The 14625-nt window shown below is 70.5% G+C and carries 16 protein-coding genes and 3 tRNA genes; 13 read left to right on the top strand and 6 right to left on the bottom strand.

Annotation, left to right across the window (positions count from 1 at the left end):
• Nucleotides 1-139: 139 nt before the first annotated feature.
• The 3 genes from ACFWA7_RS31685 (at nt 140) to ACFWA7_RS31675 (ending at nt 1993) form a co-directional block, all read left to right on the top strand.
• Nucleotides 140-595: an MscL family protein gene (locus ACFWA7_RS31685; RefSeq protein WP_385545156.1), complete on the top strand. Its 456-nt coding sequence runs from the start codon at nt 140-142 to the stop codon at nt 593-595.
• Nucleotides 596-743: 148 nt separating this feature from the next.
• Entirely contained in the window at nt 744-1607 is an 864-nt protein-coding gene (gene htpX, locus ACFWA7_RS31680) for a zinc metalloprotease HtpX (RefSeq protein WP_385545153.1), read from the top strand.
• The gene (locus ACFWA7_RS31675; RefSeq protein WP_385545150.1) at nt 1604-1993 is read left to right on the top strand and encodes a YccF domain-containing protein; all 390 of its coding nucleotides are present in this window, start codon (nt 1604-1606) and stop codon (nt 1991-1993) included. The genes htpX and ACFWA7_RS31675 overlap by 4 nt, the downstream gene beginning before the upstream one ends.
• A gap of 213 nt (nt 1994-2206) precedes the next feature.
• On the opposite strand, the gene ACFWA7_RS31670 is transcribed toward ACFWA7_RS31675, so the two are convergent.
• Nucleotides 2207-3424 (bottom strand): APC family permease, encoded by a 1218-nt coding sequence (locus ACFWA7_RS31670; RefSeq protein WP_385826535.1) that lies wholly within the window; start codon nt 3422-3424, stop codon nt 2207-2209.
• Between the two features lie 100 nt (nt 3425-3524).
• Here ACFWA7_RS31670 and ACFWA7_RS31665 point away from each other — a divergent pair, with 100 nt between their 5' ends.
• The gene (locus ACFWA7_RS31665; RefSeq protein WP_385545144.1) at nt 3525-3797 is read left to right on the top strand and encodes a GlsB/YeaQ/YmgE family stress response membrane protein; all 273 of its coding nucleotides are present in this window, start codon (nt 3525-3527) and stop codon (nt 3795-3797) included.
• Between the two features lie 52 nt (nt 3798-3849).
• Here the strand turns inward: ACFWA7_RS31665 and ACFWA7_RS31660 are convergent, their stop codons facing one another.
• From ACFWA7_RS31660 to ACFWA7_RS31650, 3 genes are all read right to left on the bottom strand, one after another.
• Nucleotides 3850-4515 carry an alpha-ketoglutarate-dependent dioxygenase AlkB family protein gene (locus ACFWA7_RS31660; RefSeq protein WP_385826533.1) on the bottom strand — a complete coding sequence of 222 codons (666 nt, stop codon included), beginning with the start codon at nt 4513-4515 and terminating at the stop codon, nt 3850-3852.
• On the bottom strand, nt 4512-5084 hold the full coding sequence (locus tag ACFWA7_RS31655; RefSeq protein ID WP_385826531.1) for a methylated-DNA--[protein]-cysteine S-methyltransferase: 573 nt from the start codon (nt 5082-5084) through the stop codon (nt 4512-4514). Before ACFWA7_RS31655 ends, ACFWA7_RS31660 begins: the two co-directional genes overlap by 4 nt.
• 142 nt (nt 5085-5226) lie before the next feature.
• Nucleotides 5227-5715: a YajQ family cyclic di-GMP-binding protein gene (locus ACFWA7_RS31650; protein WP_385545135.1), complete on the bottom strand. Its 489-nt coding sequence runs from the start codon at nt 5713-5715 to the stop codon at nt 5227-5229.
• 192 nt (nt 5716-5907) lie between these two features.
• Here ACFWA7_RS31650 and ACFWA7_RS31645 point away from each other — a divergent pair.
• Nucleotides 5908-5989, top strand: a tRNA-Tyr gene (locus ACFWA7_RS31645).
• A gap of 1004 nt (nt 5990-6993) precedes the next feature.
• The gene (locus tag ACFWA7_RS31640) at nt 6994-7902 is read left to right on the top strand and encodes a hypothetical protein (protein WP_385545133.1); all 909 of its coding nucleotides are present in this window, start codon (nt 6994-6996) and stop codon (nt 7900-7902) included.
• A 303-nt stretch (nt 7903-8205) separates the two neighbouring features.
• Here the strand turns inward: ACFWA7_RS31640 and ACFWA7_RS31635 are convergent, their stop codons facing one another.
• Nucleotides 8206-8862, bottom strand: coding sequence for an SDR family oxidoreductase (locus ACFWA7_RS31635; RefSeq protein WP_385545130.1), 657 nt, complete (start codon nt 8860-8862; stop codon nt 8206-8208).
• Between the two features lie 141 nt (nt 8863-9003).
• On the bottom strand, nt 9004-10272 hold the full coding sequence (locus tag ACFWA7_RS31630) for an amidohydrolase family protein (protein WP_385545127.1): 1269 nt from the start codon (nt 10270-10272) through the stop codon (nt 9004-9006).
• 561 nt (nt 10273-10833) lie between these two features.
• Between ACFWA7_RS31630 and ACFWA7_RS31625 the strand changes: the two genes are divergently transcribed.
• From ACFWA7_RS31625 to ACFWA7_RS31595, 7 genes are all read left to right on the top strand, one after another.
• Nucleotides 10834-10906 (top strand) — tRNA-Thr (locus ACFWA7_RS31625).
• A 44-nt stretch (nt 10907-10950) separates the two neighbouring features.
• Nucleotides 10951-11023 (top strand) — tRNA-Met (locus ACFWA7_RS31620).
• A 97-nt stretch (nt 11024-11120) separates the two neighbouring features.
• Nucleotides 11121-11285 (top strand): 50S ribosomal protein L33, encoded by a 165-nt coding sequence (rpmG, locus tag ACFWA7_RS31615; RefSeq protein WP_158989327.1) that lies wholly within the window; start codon nt 11121-11123, stop codon nt 11283-11285.
• A gap of 107 nt (nt 11286-11392) precedes the next feature.
• A complete protein-coding gene (locus ACFWA7_RS31610; protein WP_385545122.1) occupies nt 11393-11845 on the top strand; it encodes a MaoC family dehydratase N-terminal domain-containing protein in 453 nt (150 codons plus the stop codon).
• A 2-nt stretch (nt 11846-11847) separates the two neighbouring features.
• Nucleotides 11848-12282, top strand: a complete 435-nt coding sequence (locus ACFWA7_RS31605; protein ID WP_385545119.1) for a MaoC family dehydratase — start codon at nt 11848-11850, stop codon at nt 12280-12282.
• An 87-nt stretch (nt 12283-12369) separates the two neighbouring features.
• The gene (locus ACFWA7_RS31600; RefSeq protein WP_385545117.1) at nt 12370-12936 is read left to right on the top strand and encodes a TetR/AcrR family transcriptional regulator; all 567 of its coding nucleotides are present in this window, start codon (nt 12370-12372) and stop codon (nt 12934-12936) included.
• A gap of 100 nt (nt 12937-13036) precedes the next feature.
• A complete protein-coding gene (locus ACFWA7_RS31595; RefSeq protein WP_385826529.1) occupies nt 13037-14539 on the top strand; it encodes a DHA2 family efflux MFS transporter permease subunit in 1503 nt (500 codons plus the stop codon).
• Nucleotides 14540-14625 lie beyond the last annotated feature (86 nt).

The raw sequence follows: 14625 nt of genomic DNA, 5'->3' as shown, positions 1-14625 counted from the left end.
CCGTCCATCCGGGCCACCGGTTCGCGCAGCGGGTTTGAACTCGGGTGCCCGGACAGGGCAGTGTCGTACGCGCGTACGTGTGCGCACGCGTGCCCGGACGGCGAACGGCCGGGCAGCCGGAGACGACTAGGAGCGAGCAGTGCTGAGCGGGTTCAAGGACTTCATCCTTCGCGGGAACATCGTGACGATGGCCGTCGGTCTGGCCGTCGGATCGGCGTTCACCGCCGTGGTCACCGGCTTCAGTACCGCCTTCATCACGCCGCTCATCGGCCTCGCCACCCGGTCGACGGGCGACTTCACCACGGCGACGTTCAAGGTCGAGGGCGTCGAATTTCCCTACGGGAAATTCATCAGCGCGGCCATCGCCTTCCTGATCACCGCCGCGGTGCTCTACTTCCTCGTCGTCATCCCGATGATGAAGGTGCAGGCGCGGCTCGACCGCGACAGGCCGGTCGACATCAAGGCCGCCCTGCGCGACTGCCCCCGCTGCTACACCCAGATCCCGGGCATCGCCACCCGCTGCGGGCACTGCACCACCGAGCTGGAGCCCGACCCGAAGGCCCTGGAGCTCGCGGGACTGCCCGCGCCGCGCTGACCCACCCGTACGGAGCAGGGCGCCCTCCAGGGCGTGCAAGGGAACCAGCGGTCCTCGTCTGGCGTTGACCAGTACGGGAGCGTCCACTGGAAAGTGGAAGGACCATCAGGCAAAGGGTTCCCCTGCCGCACCATTTGGAGGGCGTACCGTGCACCGCCGGCACAACGGGTTGAGGACTGCCGTCCTTCTCGGAGGACTGTCCGCGCTCATCATCGTCATCGGCAGCTTCTTCGGGCGTACGGGGCTGATCGTCGCGCTGTTCGTGGCGCTGGGCACCAATGCCTACGCGTACTGGAACAGCGACAAACTGGCCCTGCGGGCCATGCGCGCCCGCCCGGTCAGCGAATTCGAGGCCCCGGCGCTGTACCGGATGGTCCGCGAGCTGTCGACGGCCGCGCGCCAGCCCATGCCGCGCCTGTACATCTCGCCGACCCAGGCGCCGAACGCCTTCGCGACCGGCCGCAACCCGCGCAACGCGGCGGTGTGCTGCACGGAAGGAATCCTGCAGATCCTCGACGAGCGCGAGCTGCGCGGCGTGATCGGCCATGAGCTCAGCCATGTCTACAACCGGGACATCCTGATCTCCTCGGTCGCCGGAGCGCTCGCCTCCGTGATCATGTTCCTGGTCAATTTCGCCTGGTTGATCCCGGTGGGCCGGTCCAACGACGACGAGGGCCCGGGCATCGTCGGCATGGTCCTGATCATGATCCTGGGGCCGCTCGCGGCCTCCGTCATCCAGCTGGCGATCAGCCGCTCGCGCGAATACGAGGCGGACGCGTCCGGCGCCCAGCTGACCGGCGACCCGCTGGCCCTGGCCAGTGCCCTGCGCAAGCTTGACGCGGGCACCAAGCAGCTGCCCCTGCCGCCCGAGCCGCGGATCGAGACCGCGAGCCACATGATGATCGCCAACCCCTTCCGCCCGGGACAGGGCGTCTCCAAGATGTTCTCGACACATCCGCCGATGGCGGAGCGCATCGCCCGACTCGAACAGATGGCAGGTCGCCGCCCATGAAGACAATCCTCAACGTCATTTGGCTGGTCCTGTGCGGCTTCTGGATGTTCCTGGGCTATCTGCTCGCGGGCGTCCTGCTCTGCATCACGATCATCGGCATCCCCTTCGGCCTGGCCGCCTTCCGTATCGGCCTCTACGCGCTCTGGCCATTCGGGTACACGGTCGTGGAGCGGCAGGACGCGGGCGCCGCGTCGTGCGTCGGCAATGTGCTCTGGCTGATCCTGGCGGGCTGGTGGCTGGCGCTCGGCCACATCGTCACGGGCTTCCTGCTCTGCGTCACGATCATCGGAATCCCGCTGGGCATCGCGAACTTCAAGCTGATCCCGGTCTCGCTGCTCCCGCTGGGCAAGCAGATCGTGCCGACGGACCAGCCGTTCTACCGGTAGCCGGACCAGGTTTTCCACAGGCAGTCGACAGAGAACACGCAGGTCAGAGCCGTCCGGGGCGAGCTCAGGACCGATTGTCAGTGGCGTGGTCCACCATGGAGCCATGACCGAGAACGAGATGGTGTCCCGGACTTCCCCCGCGGGGTTCAGCGGCCGAATATGAGGCCGCGGCAGCCGTAGCGCGCCGTGGCTGTCGCCGCGGTCCATGCGGCCTCAGCGCCGCCGCACGGCGTACGCGACCGCCCCCACGGCCAGCACCGCGCTGCCCGCCACCACCGACGACGGCGGCAGCGCGAAGGCGAGCAGCAGACACCCGGCCAGCCCGCAGGCCGCGAGCAGCCGCCCGCCGCGGCCCGGACCGAGCGTCGAGGCCGACGCGTTGGCGATCGCGTAATAGACGAGCACGCCGAACGACGAGAAGCCGATCGCCCCGCGCAGATCGGCCGTCGCCGCCAGCACCGCCACCACGGCGCCCACCGCGACCTCCGCCCGGTGCGGCACCCGGAACCGGGGGTGCACGGCGGCCAGTGTGCCCGGCAGATGGCCGTCCCTGGCCATCGCGAGGACCGTGCGCGAGACCCCGAGCACCAGCGCGAGCAGGGACCCGAGCGCGGCGACCGCCGCCCCGGCCCGCACCACCGGCACCAGCGCCGGCGCGCCCGCCGCCCGCACCGCGTCGGCGAGCGGCGCCATCGCCCGCCCCAGCCCGTCCGCGCCCAGTACGGAAAGGACAGCGACCGCGACACAGACATAGACGGCCAGCGCGATGCCCAGCGCCAGGGGAACGGCGCGCGGGATCGTCCGGGCCGGATCGCGCACCTCCTCACCGAGCGTGGCGATCCGGGCGTACCCGGCGAACGCGAAGAAGAGCAGCCCCGCCGCCTGGAGCAGCCCCGCCCCGCCCCCGGACAGCCCGACGTCCAGGTGTCCGGCGGCGGACGACCCCAGGCAGGTCGCCACCACCGCCGCGAGGACCGCGAGCACCAGCGCCACGATCGCCCGCGTCAGCCACGCCGACTTCTGCACACCCCCGTAGTTCACGGCGGTCAGCGCCACCACCGCCATGACCGCCACCAAGTGGGCCTGCCCCGGCCAGACATAGGCGCCCACGGTCAGAGCCATCGCCGCACACGAGGAGGTCTTGCCGACGACGAACGCCCAGCCCGCCAGATAGCCCCAGAACGGCCCGAGCCGCTCCCGCCCGTACACATAGGTGCCACCGGACGCGGGATAGCGGGCGGCGAGCCGTGCCGAGGCCATGGCATTGCAGTAAGCGACGGCCGCGGCCAGCGCCAGCGCGGCCAGCAGCCCGGTCCCGGCCACCTTCGCCGCAGGGGCAAGGGCGGCGAAGACCCCGGCCCCGACCATCGAGCCGAGCCCGATGACCACGGCGTCGAAGACGCCGAGGGTGCGGCGCAGTGCCTGTGTCATGCGCCGCACCCTAGCCACCGGCGCAACCGCGCTCCGGAGGGAGTACGTCTCCCGTACGCCATGGCATAGGACGACACCGTACGAAAGGCAGGTTCAGGACATGGGCATCGTCAGCTGGATCATCCTCGGCCTGCTCGCCGGAGCAATCGCCAAGATCGTGCTCCCCGGGCGGGACCCGGGCGGTCTGATCGGCACGACGGTCATAGGGATCGCGGGTGCGTTCGTCGGCGGCTGGATCTCGGCGCGCTGGCTGGACCGCCCGGTCGCCAACCACTTCTACGACGGCGCCACTTGGGCGGCGGCGGTCGGCGGCTCACTCGTGCTGCTGATCGCCTACCGCATAGTCTTCGGCAACTCGCGCGACCGCCGCTGAGGCGCCGACCCGGGGTGCGGCCGGACCGTCACCCGGTCAACCGGTCGGCTGCTCACGCCTTCAGCCCGGTCTCGCGGAGGGTCAGGTTGAGGCGGCCGCCGGGCAGGCCGGTCATCGCCGGATCGCCCGTGCCCGGGTGGACCTTCGGTACGCCGTGGTAGGCGAAGCGCGAGGGGCCGCCGAAGACGAAGAGGTCGCCCGAGGCCAGCTCGACATCGGAGTAAGGACGGCCCCGGTCCTCGGTGTTGCCGAAGCGGAAGAGGCAGCTGTCGCCGACGCTCAGGGAGACCACCGGAGCGCCGGACCGCTCGTCCTTGTCCTGGTGCATCCCCATGCGCGCGTCGCCGTCGTAGAAGTTGATCAGGGCGGTGTCGGGGGAGTAGCCGTCCCCGGCGGCCGGGTCGTCGTACGCGGTGGCCACCGCGGCGCGGCCCAGTGCGGCGAGCCAGTCGGGGAAGGGGGCGACGGGGCGGCCGTTCACGTCGTCGGCGGTGCGGGTGTACCGGTAGGGCTGCCAGTGCCAGCCGACGCAGACGGTCTGCACGGACATGACACCGCCGCCCGGCAGCACGGTGTGCCGGATGGGGACGGGCCCCCGCGCCCACTCCCGGCAGGCCGCCACGAGCTCCCGCTGCCGTTCGGGCGGGAGCCACCCCGGCACGTGCACGGCGCCGGGTGCGACGACGGTGCGCGGCCGGGGGAAGAGGGCGTCGCTCATCTGCCCGGGCTGGCGAGGCTACTGGGGCCGCTGGGGCCGCTGGGGCCACTGGGGCTGCCGGGCGTCGCCATCAGGGCCCCTTCGAGCCCCAGCAGGCGCTCCTTGCGTTCCAGGCCGCCCGCGTACCCCTTCAGGGTGCCGTCGGAGCCGATGACACGGTGGCAGGGGCGTACGACGAGCGCGGGGTTGCGGCCGATGGCGGCGCCGACCGCGCGCACCTTCACCGAGGAGGCGCCGATCCGGCGGGCGATCTCCCCGTACGAGGTGGTGGCCCCGTACGGAATGGAGTCCAGCTCCGCCCAGACCTGGCGCTGGAAGTCGGTGCCCGTGCCGGGCGCGTACTCGATGTCGAAACGGGTCAGCTCGCCGCCGAAGTACGCCCGCAGTTGGCGGGCGATCTCCTCGAAGGCCTCCGGCGCCCGTCGCCAGCCGTCCCGGACGACGGCCGCGCCCTTCTGGCCGGGCATGGAGAGCGAGACCAGCGCGGTCCCGCCCTCCGCGGTGGCTGACTCCTCACCGACCAGGAGCAGTTCGCCCAGCGGGCTGTCGAGGGTCGCGTAGACCGTCATCGCACGTTCCTTTCCTTGCGACGAGTTCTCACGTACGCGTTCTCACGTATGAGTCCTCGTGTACGAGTCCTCACGTACGAGACCGAGTCTGCGACCCCCGTCCGGCCCGCGCTGGCGGAAATCGGACAGCACGTCCGAGGGGTCAGCGGTAGTTCACGAACTGCAGCGCGAAGTCGAAGTCCTTGCCCTTGAGCAGGGTCTGAACGGCCTGGAGGTCGTCGCGGCTCTTGGAGGAGACCCGCAGCTCTTCGCCCTGCACCTGCGCCTTGACGCCCTTGGGGCCCTCGTCGCGGATGACCTTGGCGACCTTCTTGGCGTTCTCCTGCGAGATGCCCTCCTCGATGGAGGCGAAGATCTTGTACTCCTTGCCGGAGAGCTGCGGCTCGCCGGCGTCCAGCGCCTTGAGCGAGATCCCGCGCTTGACCAGCTTGGTCTGGAAGACGTCGAGGATCGCGTTGACGCGGTCCTCGGAGTTGGCCTCCATCAGGATCTTCTCGCCGGACCAAGAGATCGACGCGCCCACGTTCTTGAAGTCGTAGCGCTGCGAGATCTCCTTCGCGGCCTGGTTGAGGGCGTTGTCGACCTCCTGCCGCTCGACCTTCGAGACGATGTCGAAACTGGAGTCGGCCATGTCCTGTGGCTCCTTGGATCGGGTGCGTGGGGGTACGGCCTGGCTGCCGAACCGCTGCCCCAAAGCCTAGCCACCCGGGCCCGCGCGAAGCGCTGATCAACCGGGTGGCGAAGCACCCCCGGGTATCAGGTATCGTTTACGTCGTTGCCAGGGAGCACCGCGAAAGCGGGACCTCCACCGGCGACATCCCATGGCGGTGTGCCCGAGTGGCCAATGGGAACGGACTGTAAATCCGTCGGCTTAGCCTACCCAGGTTCGAATCCTGGCGCCGCCACACTGGGTGAAACCCCCTCGCATCTGCGGAAACGCAGATGCGAGGGGGTTTTCTCGTTGTCCGCCCGCGCTATCTCGGCGGGAACGCAAGTGGGTGAAGTCTCTCACTCCGCGGCCCTCGGATCCGGGGCCTGGCAGGGCGGGTGGGGCGGTGTGGTGCGGGCCGCTGTCGACCGTCCCGCTCATCCGGCCGGTACGTGACGGACGCGCCCAGCGTCCCGGTGATCCGGTACCCGGCCTCCCCGACCGCTTCCGCACGCCGACGTTGTACGCAAGCGGTCGTCACAGCATGCGGAATTACTGAATCCGATTCTCTTCCTCGGCCTTCCTCGGCCTGCCCTCCGCCTCTGCCTCGCCTCCGACTCTGCCTCTCCTCTGCCTCTGCTTTTCGGTCCATCGACTTCTCCGTAGGTACCCCGCCCTTAAAGCAGACAAGGCGGGCGCGGAACAGTGCTCTGCCTCCCTCGGACGACATTTCTGTGGGGCAAGAGGCGCCTTGTATTGGTGAAATGCGCGTTATGTGGCCATGGCGAAGGGTGGCGATTGGAGAGGCGGGTCCGGTGCGGGCCGTCCGTGTGTTTCGGGGGCGGCAGACTTTCTCCTGGCGTCGGGCTGTAATCGCGGCCTGACGTTCCGTGCCGCCAGGCGGTGCGTTGTGAAGGGATATGTCTTCACATACGCCAACTCGGCGGGGCGTGTTACTGCACCACCAGCAACGTGAGGAGGAGAGCGCACGTCTGTGACGTGCGCTGATTCATTCATGATGAGTTCTGTCATCCAGGATGCCGGCGCCCACTACATAGCCGAGGTGATGTTCGCGATCACCGCTGTGGTTGTCGGGGTGCTGCGATCCGTGTGGCGTCGAAGGCCACGAATGGTCCGGCACGCGGGAGGCTCGTCGTCCGAAGGGCCGATCGACGGGCTACCGGATACTTCGCGACTGTGCGCGACTGAACGCGACTCTCTGCCGAATGCGTCGTCCAAAAGACGACAGGGGGAGTCGTCATGAAGACGACACGTGCCGCACGGCGTGCGCAGTATCCCGAGGCGGAGTACAACCGGGACCGGGCATGGGGGCGGTTGTTGGAGTCTCCGGGCGGGGTCCGGCGGCATTCCCAGCCGGGGAGTTCGGAGTCCACGCCGACGCTGCTGGAGGTGGCCCGCGCATACGACCGCATCTGCCAGCGGGCTCGCGGGATAATCCAGCCCGACGTCGAAGAGACGGACATTCTGGCGACGCTCCTGGTTATCCGTATGCTCCGGGACAAGTTGGAAAGCGATGAGCTTCAGCTGATCTCCCTGGCGCGGACCAAGCGGATCACCTGGGAGCGCATCGCCGACGCTCTGGAACTGAGCGGTCGCCAGTCGGCAGAGCGCCGCCATCTCCAATTGACCCGCGCGCACAGGCACGCCGACGGCACTCTGCCTCGTACGCAGAGCGAGCGGGTGGAGTCCGTCCGCGAGCATCGCAGCCGGCGCGCGGAGCGGGATTGGGCGCTGCGCCACGGAGAGCTGATCCGGGACCTGGCCGTCCGGCTCGCTTCGGTCGAAGGTCTTCAGGCGCGCGTCGACCGATCACACGAAGCCCGGATACTCACCGCCCTGGAGGACTCCCGGGAAGGGGGGCCACAGGAACACAGAACGGCCATGCGTCTTGTGTGGCCGCAGGCGCTGTCGGACTGGCTCATCGAAGACGAAAGGTTTCGCACTACTCCACAGGAGAGCGAGGAGTCGGCGGCCGACCCTGCCTGGGAGCGCCAGCAGCAGGAGGCCAACATCCTGCACCAGCTGCTTGGATTGATCAGCTATGCCACCAACCCCAGGAACATCGATCTTTCGGATCTTCCGGATCTGTTCCAGGAAATCGTCAGGGTCCGTGGCGAGTATCAGCAGCAGACCAGGATCCGTCGCTAGCGGACGCGCGGTGCCGGTGTTCGGGCTTGAGGGAAGGTCGGGCGCTGGGTGGAGAGAGACCGGCGAAGCGAGATCCGGGGCGGCTGCGGGCCATGGGAGCAGAAACGATCGAGCCATGGCGCAAAGCACCGGGTGAGGGGTCCGGCGTGGGCGGTGGCCAGGACGGACAGCCGTCGGCTTGGCCGACCCGGTTCGAAGTTCGAATCCTGGCGCCGCCACGCGATGCAGGACGCCCAGACCCCCGCGACCCCCGTCGAAGTGCGGAAACGCAGCTCGGCGGGGGTCTTTTCGAATCCTTCGCCCTCAGTTCCCCGCCACGTCCTTGACCGCCACCATCACCGGCACCGACCCGCTGATCGCTTCCAGGGTCAGGCCCGCCGTGGCGGGGGTGTCGATGAGTTCGGCCAGGAGGGCGGCGACGTCGTCACGGGGGATGGGGCCGCGGCCCGTCGACGCGGCCAGCGTGATCAGGCCCGTGCCGGCGTCGTTCGTCAGCATTCCGGGGCGCAGGATCGTCCAGTCCAGGCCGGGGCGGGCCCGTACCGTCTCGTCGGCCGAGCCCTTGGCGCGCAGATAGGCGTCGAAGACCTCGTCGCCCTCGTGGCGTGGGTCCGCGCCCATCGAGGAGACGACCACGTACCGGCGTACGCCCGCCCGCTCCGCCGCGTCGGCGAAGAGGACCGCGGCCGCCCGGTCCACCGTTTCCTTGCGCGAGGCGTCGCTTCCCGGGCCCGCGCCCGCCGCGAACACCGCCGCGTCCGCGCCCTCCAGGGTGGCCGCGACCTCGTCCACGGACGCCGACTCCAGGTCGAGTACGACGGGCTCGGCGCCCGCCTTTCGCAGGTCGTCCGCCTGTTCCGGCTTGCGGATGATGCCCGCGACCTCGTCCCCGCGCGCCGACAGCAGCCGTTCGAGCCGCAGCGCGATCTGACCATGGCCTCCTGCGATGACAATGCGCATGCTCACGACCGTACGCCGGTGGGCCGCCCGGCGCGCCCCCGGCGAGCCCCTTCGGGCGCCCAAGCCCCGCCCGGCCGGCGCCGTCCGGCCCGCGTGTCCGCCCGGCCCGCCCTGCCCGCCCCTCCGGGCCCCCGGGGCGCCTCACCCGCCGGAGTCCGGCCGCCCCTGCCGCGGCAGATCCAGCGCCACCACCGCCGCCGAGTCGCAGTACTCCCGTACCGCGCTCGTCCGGGCCACCACCCGGCCGCGGTGGATCACGATGCGGCTGTACGCGAGGGACAGCACGCCCGCGATGCGTTCGCCGCGTACCGCCAGGAGCTCCGCGGGGAAGCCCGCCTCCACGCGGACCTCGGGCAGGCCCATCGCCTCCCGGGCGGCCGTGCTCACCGCGCCGTACGCGTCCTCGGGGCGCAGGCCCGCCTGGGAGGCGAGGAGGAACGCGGCCTCCAACGGGTCGCCCCGGCCCACCGGGTTGGCGAGGTCGCGCAGCGCGCCGCCGCCCGCCGCCACCCGCACGCCCGCCGCCTTCAGCATCCCTACGGGCGGCATGCCCTGACGGGCCGTTCCCTGACGTTCCGTCATGCCGCAGCCGCCCTGCGGCAGGCAGACCACCGCGACGCCCGCCGAAGCGAGCTGGTCCGCCGCCCGCGCCGCCGCCTCGCGCGGCAGCCGGGACAGGCCCGCGCAGGGGCCGATCGCCACCCCCGGGCGCAGCCCGGCGGTCATCGCCGCGAGCCGGGCCAGCCGCGCCGGATCGTCGCCGTCCGTGTGCAGGTCGACCGCGCAGCCGTGCTCGGCGGCGACCTCCAGGACCGCCTCCGTGTACCCGGCCGGGTCCGGATCGAGGTCCGGGCAGCCGCCGACCACCGACGCGCCCATCTTCACCGCGTCCCGCAGCATCGCGAGCCCGTCCGCGCCGGCCGTGCCGGTCAGCAGCCGGGGCACCGCCACCACGTTCAGCTCGGCGAGCCCGCGCAGCGAGCGGCGGGTCTGGAGGGCGGCCTCCAGTGGCTCCAGGCCCCGTACGTCGTCGATCCGCACGTGCGAGCGCAGCGCCGTCGCACCGTGGCCGAGCTGGAGCAGGGCGGCCTCGGTGGCGCGGCGCTGGACGTCCTCCGCCGCGTACGAGACCGGGCCCTCGGGGCCGAACGCGGTCAGCGCCGTGTCGCTGTGCGCGTGCGGCTCGGCGGGCGCCGGGAGCAGCAGGAAGCCGTTCAGGTCGACCTTGGAGAAGTGCGCGGCGAGGCTGCCCGCGGTCCCGACGGCCTCGATGCGGCCGCCGCCGAGCCGGACGTCCACGGTCCGGCCGTCGGCGAGCCGGGCGCCGGACAGCAGGAGCGTGGTGGCGGCCTCGGCGGGGCCGTCCCCGGTGCCGGGCGAGTGGGCCGGATGCGACTGGCTGTCGGACATCGCGCTCCAGGTGGTCCTCGGGGCCCCGCGGGGCCTTCAGGGCAAGATCACGCAGCGTGAGCCGAGCCTAGGGCCTGTCCGGTCGATCTGGTCGGCACGCGGGGGTCCGGTGCGTCCTCCCCCAAGGCCAGGGCCAGGGGGCCCCAGCGGCGTTGTGTCGGTTGCCATGGCTCCGCCATGTCGCCCTCTTCCGCCTCGCGGCATCGGGGTCTCCCCCGCTCGAACGAAGTGGAGAGCTTGGGGAAGCACCAGACCCCCGCTCACCAGCGCCGAGACCGCACTCCGGGCCGGGACGATCAGACCCACCGGACAGACCCTAGGGGCGCGCCCCGCGCGCATCGAGGAGGAGCGCAATAGTCGTACCGGTGTGGCCACGAGTGGCGTAAGTGACACCTGGGGCGGGCCGTGCGGAAGCGGTTCGCGATCACGTCCCACCCGCCCCCGGACCCCCATGGGCCCCCTGCGGGAGCCGCCCCGCGACGGCCGTCCGACGGCTCCACGACGGCCCGGCGAAACGGATTTGGGCGATCGGTGGCCGACCGTGTAATGTCTTCATCGCTCGCCCCAATAGCTCAGTCGGTAGAGCGTCTCCATGGTAAGGAGAAGGTCTACGGTTCGATTCCGTATTGGGGCTCTGGTGAGAGGGTCCCCGCCCACAAGCGGGGACCGGATCATCAAAGCGGTGTAGCTCAGTCGGTAGAGCAAGCGGCTCATAATCGCTGTGTCACCGGTTCAAGTCCGGTCACCGCTACTCCAAGCAGCACCAGTAGCCGATTGTGGGGTCGGTCTCCCGATCGGCTACTCTTTTATGCGTTCACCCGTCTACCTGTCCGTCAAGGAGCACTCACGTGGCTGCCACCGACGTCCGCCCGAAGATCACGCTGGCCTGCGTGGAGTGCAAGGAGCGGAACTACATCACCAAGAAGAACCGGCGTAACAACCCGGACCGACTTGAGATGAAGAAGCACTGCCCGCGCTGCAAGTCGCACACCGCGCACCGCGAGACCCGCTAATCACGGGTTTAGCACTCAGGCTCGTACGAGAGGCCGTTCCCTGTTCAGGGGGGCGGCCTCTCGTCGTATCCCGTTCCGTAGATCACCAAGCAGGAGGTTGCGAGCCCATGGCGCTCGACCAGTCCTTCGTGGGGCGGACCTATCCGCCCACCGCGCCGTACGAGGTCGGCCGGGAGAAGATCCGCGAATTCGCCGAGGCCGTGGGGGACGCCAACCCCGCGTACACCGACCCGGAGGCCGCGAAGGCGCTCGGGCACCCCGATGTGATCGCGCCGCCGACCTTCGTGTTCGCCATCACGTTCAAGGCGGCCGGCGAGGTGATCCAGGACCCGCAGCTGGGCCTGGACTACAGCCGGGTCGTGCACGGCGACCAGAAGTTCGCGTACAAGCGCCCGGTGCGCGCGGGGGACCGGCTCACCGTGACCTCCACCATCGAGGCGATCAAGTCCCTCGCGGGCAACGACATCCTGGACATCCGCGGTGAGGTCCACGACGAGGCGGGCGAGCACGTCGTGACCGCCTTCACCAAGCTCGTGTCCCGCGCGGCCGAGGGGGAGTGACGATGAGCGCCAAGATCCGTTACGAGGACGTGGAGACCGGCACCGAGCTGCCGGCGCAGTCCTTCCCCGTGAGTCGCGCCACACTCGTGCAGTACGCGGGCGCCTCGGGCGACTTCAACCCGATCCACTGGAACGAGAGGTTCGCGAAGGAGGTCGGGCTGCCCGACGTCATCGCGCACGGCATGTTCACCATGGCCGCGGCGATCCGGGTGGTCACCGACTGGGTGGGCGACCCGGCGGCGGTCGTCGAGTACGGGGTGCGCTTCACCAAGCCGGTCGTCGTGCCGAACGACGAGGCGGGCGCGCTCATCGAGGTCAGCGCCAAGGTCGCGGCCAAGCTGGACGACGAGGCGAAGACGGTCCGGGTCGACCTGACGGCGATGAGCGCGGGCCAGAAGGTCCTGGGCATGTCGCGCGCGGTGGTCGCGCTGGCGTGAGCCCGTGCAACGGCCGCCGGGGGTGGAGAACCCGGCGGCCGTTCTTCGGGGTTGCGAAGTTAGTTATTAGCCACTAACTTTGGATCCATGGTCAGGATGAGTGCGGAGGAGCGGCGCGAGAGCGTCGTACGGGCGGCGATGAGTGAGTTCGCTCACCGCGGCTACTACGGGACGTCCACCGAGGCGATCGCCAAACGGGTGGGTGTCTCGCAGCCGTACCTGTTCAGGCTCTTCCCGAACAAGCCCGCGATCTTCCTCGCGGCGATGCACCGTTGCATGGAGGACACCGTCCGGATGTTCGCCGAGGCGTCCGAGGGGCTCCACGGCGAGGAGGCGGTGCACGCGATGGCGAACGCGTACACCAAGGTCATCGCGGAGGAGCCGGAGCGGCTCCTCATGCAGATGCAGGTGTACGTGGCGGTCGCCGCGGCCGAGGCGGCGGGCGACCGCACCTTCGGCGAGGCCGTCCGGCGGGAATGGATGGAGCTGTGGGACGCGGTGAGCATCCCGCTGGAGGGCTACAAGGACACCACGACGTTTTTGGCGTACGGGATGCTGATCAACACGCTGGTGGCGATCGGGTTCCCTCCCGAACACCGGGTGTGGGAGGAGATCTATCCCTCCGCACGGGCGAAGGGGCGGCTGGAGAAGTAGCCGCGGGGCTGCCCGGGGCGGTGCGGCGTGCGCAGGGGCACCCGTATGGGCTCGAAAGTTAGTAACTGATAACTAACCAGACTGGGGAAGCGGGGAAGCGATGTCCGAGCAGCAGAAGCAGAAGCAGCACGAGCAAGGGCCTGACCAGGGGTCCGAGCAGGGAACGGCTCGGCGTGGGGGCGCCGTGTGGGCGCTGGTGATCACCAGCATCGCCGGGTTCATGGCGGCGCTCGACAACCTCGTCGTCACCACCGCCCTGCCGTCGATCCGCGAGGACCTGGGCGGGGCGCTGGACGATCTGGAGTGGACGGTGAGCGCGTACACCCTCACCTTCGCCGTCCTGCTGATGTTCGGAGCGGCGCTGGGCGACCGGTTCGGACGCCGCAAGCTCTTCCTCACCGGGCTGACGATCTTCACCGGCGCGTCCGCCGCGGCGGCGCTGGCGCCCGGGATCGACGGCCTGGTCGCGGCGCGCGCCGTCCAGGGCGTCGGCGCGGCGATCATGATGCCGCTGACGCTCACGCTGCTCACGGCGGCGGTGCCGGCCGCGAAGCGGGGCCTGGCGTACGGGATATGGGGCGGGGTCAACGGCCTCGCCGTCGCGAGCGGGCCGCTGATCGGTGGCGCGCTGACCGAGCACTTCTCCTGGCAGTGGATCTTCTGGCTGAACGTTCCGCTCGGGGTGCTCGTGCTTCCGCTGGCGCGACTGCGGCTCGCGGAGTCGTACGGGAGCGGGGCCCGGCTGGACATCCGCGGCACGGTGCTCGCCAGCGGGGGGCTCTTCGGGATCGTGTACAGCCTGATCCGGGGCAACGTCGACGGCTGGAGCAGCCCGACGGTGCTGACGGGGCTCGTGGCCGGTACGGCACTGCTCGGCGCGTTCATCTGGCACGGGATCGTCAGCGAGGCGCCGCTGCTGCCGATGCGGCTGTTCCGGAGCCGGGCGTTCGCGGCGATCAACCTGTCCAGCCTGCTGATGTACGTGGGGATGTTCGGCTCGATCTTCCTGCTCAGCCAGTTCCTGCAGGGCGTGCTCGGCTACTCGCCGACTGAGGCGGGGCTGCGGATGCTGCCGTGGACCGCCATGCCGCTGCTGGTCGCGCCGGTCGCGGGCATCCTGTCCGACCGGATCGGGGGACGGCCGGTGGTGGCGGTGGGGCTGGCGCTCCAGGCGATCGGGCTCGGGTGGTTCGCCCTGATCATGTCGCCGGACGTGTCGTACGGGGCGCAGCTGCCGGCGCTGGTGGTCAGCGGGGTCGGGATGGCGCTGTACTTCGCGCCGGCCGCGAACCTGGTGATGTCGAGCGTGCGGCCGTCCGAGCAGGGGATCGCGTCCGGGGCGAACAACGCGCTGCGGGAGGTCGGCGGGGCGCTGGGTGTCGCCGTCCTGGCGGCGGTGTTCTCCGCGCAGGGCGGGTACGGGTCGGCTACCGCGTTCGTGGACGGGCTGCAGCCGGCGCTGTGGGTCGGGGCGGGAGTGGTGGGGCTGGCGGCGGTCGGTGCGGTGTGTCTGCCGCGGGTGTCGGGTTCGGGTTCCTCCGGGGCGGAGGGCGTCGGGGACGCGGACGCCGGGGTGGCTCGGGAGGATGTGCTGGTGGGGTGACGCGGTGGCGGGGCGGGGGTTTGTCCCCCACCCCGCCCCTTCCCGAAAGTCCTCTGGCGGACGGCCGGGGGTGGAGGGGGTCCGGG

Origin of the sequence: Streptomyces sp. NPDC059994, from assembly GCF_042737755.1 — a bacterium.
Taxonomy (GTDB): Bacteria; Actinomycetota; Actinomycetes; order Streptomycetales; family Streptomycetaceae; genus Streptomyces.
Note: the sequence above shows the minus strand (reverse complement) of the source record. Positions and strands in the feature narration are given on the sequence as shown.

Bases quoted from the DNA above. Each gene is read 5' to 3' on its own strand.
- ACFWA7_RS31675 (WP_385545150.1), top strand. From the start codon at position 1,604: ATGAAGACAATCCTCAACGTCATTTGGCTGGTCCTGTGCGGCTTCTGG.
- ACFWA7_RS31670 (WP_385826535.1), bottom strand. From the start codon at position 3,424: ATGACACAGGCACTGCGCCGCACCCTCGGCGTCTTCGACGCCGTGGTC.
- ACFWA7_RS31665 (WP_385545144.1), top strand. From the start codon at position 3,525: ATGGGCATCGTCAGCTGGATCATCCTCGGCCTGCTCGCCGGAGCAATC.
- ACFWA7_RS31660 (WP_385826533.1), bottom strand. From the start codon at position 4,515: ATGAGCGACGCCCTCTTCCCCCGGCCGCGCACCGTCGTCGCACCCGGC.
- ACFWA7_RS31655 (WP_385826531.1), bottom strand. From the start codon at position 5,084: ATGACGGTCTACGCGACCCTCGACAGCCCGCTGGGCGAACTGCTCCTG.
- ACFWA7_RS31650 (WP_385545135.1), bottom strand. From the start codon at position 5,715: ATGGCCGACTCCAGTTTCGACATCGTCTCGAAGGTCGAGCGGCAGGAG.
- ACFWA7_RS31640 (WP_385545133.1), top strand. From the start codon at position 6,994: ATGAAGACGACACGTGCCGCACGGCGTGCGCAGTATCCCGAGGCGGAG.
- ACFWA7_RS31635 (WP_385545130.1), bottom strand. From the start codon at position 8,862: ATGCGCATTGTCATCGCAGGAGGCCATGGTCAGATCGCGCTGCGGCTC.
- ACFWA7_RS31630 (WP_385545127.1), bottom strand. From the start codon at position 10,272: ATGTCCGACAGCCAGTCGCATCCGGCCCACTCGCCCGGCACCGGGGAC.
- ACFWA7_RS31610 (WP_385545122.1), top strand. From the start codon at position 11,393: ATGGCGCTCGACCAGTCCTTCGTGGGGCGGACCTATCCGCCCACCGCG.
- ACFWA7_RS31605 (WP_385545119.1), top strand. From the start codon at position 11,848: ATGAGCGCCAAGATCCGTTACGAGGACGTGGAGACCGGCACCGAGCTG.
- ACFWA7_RS31600 (WP_385545117.1), top strand. From the start codon at position 12,370: ATGGTCAGGATGAGTGCGGAGGAGCGGCGCGAGAGCGTCGTACGGGCG.
- ACFWA7_RS31595 (WP_385826529.1), top strand. From the start codon at position 13,037: ATGTCCGAGCAGCAGAAGCAGAAGCAGCACGAGCAAGGGCCTGACCAG.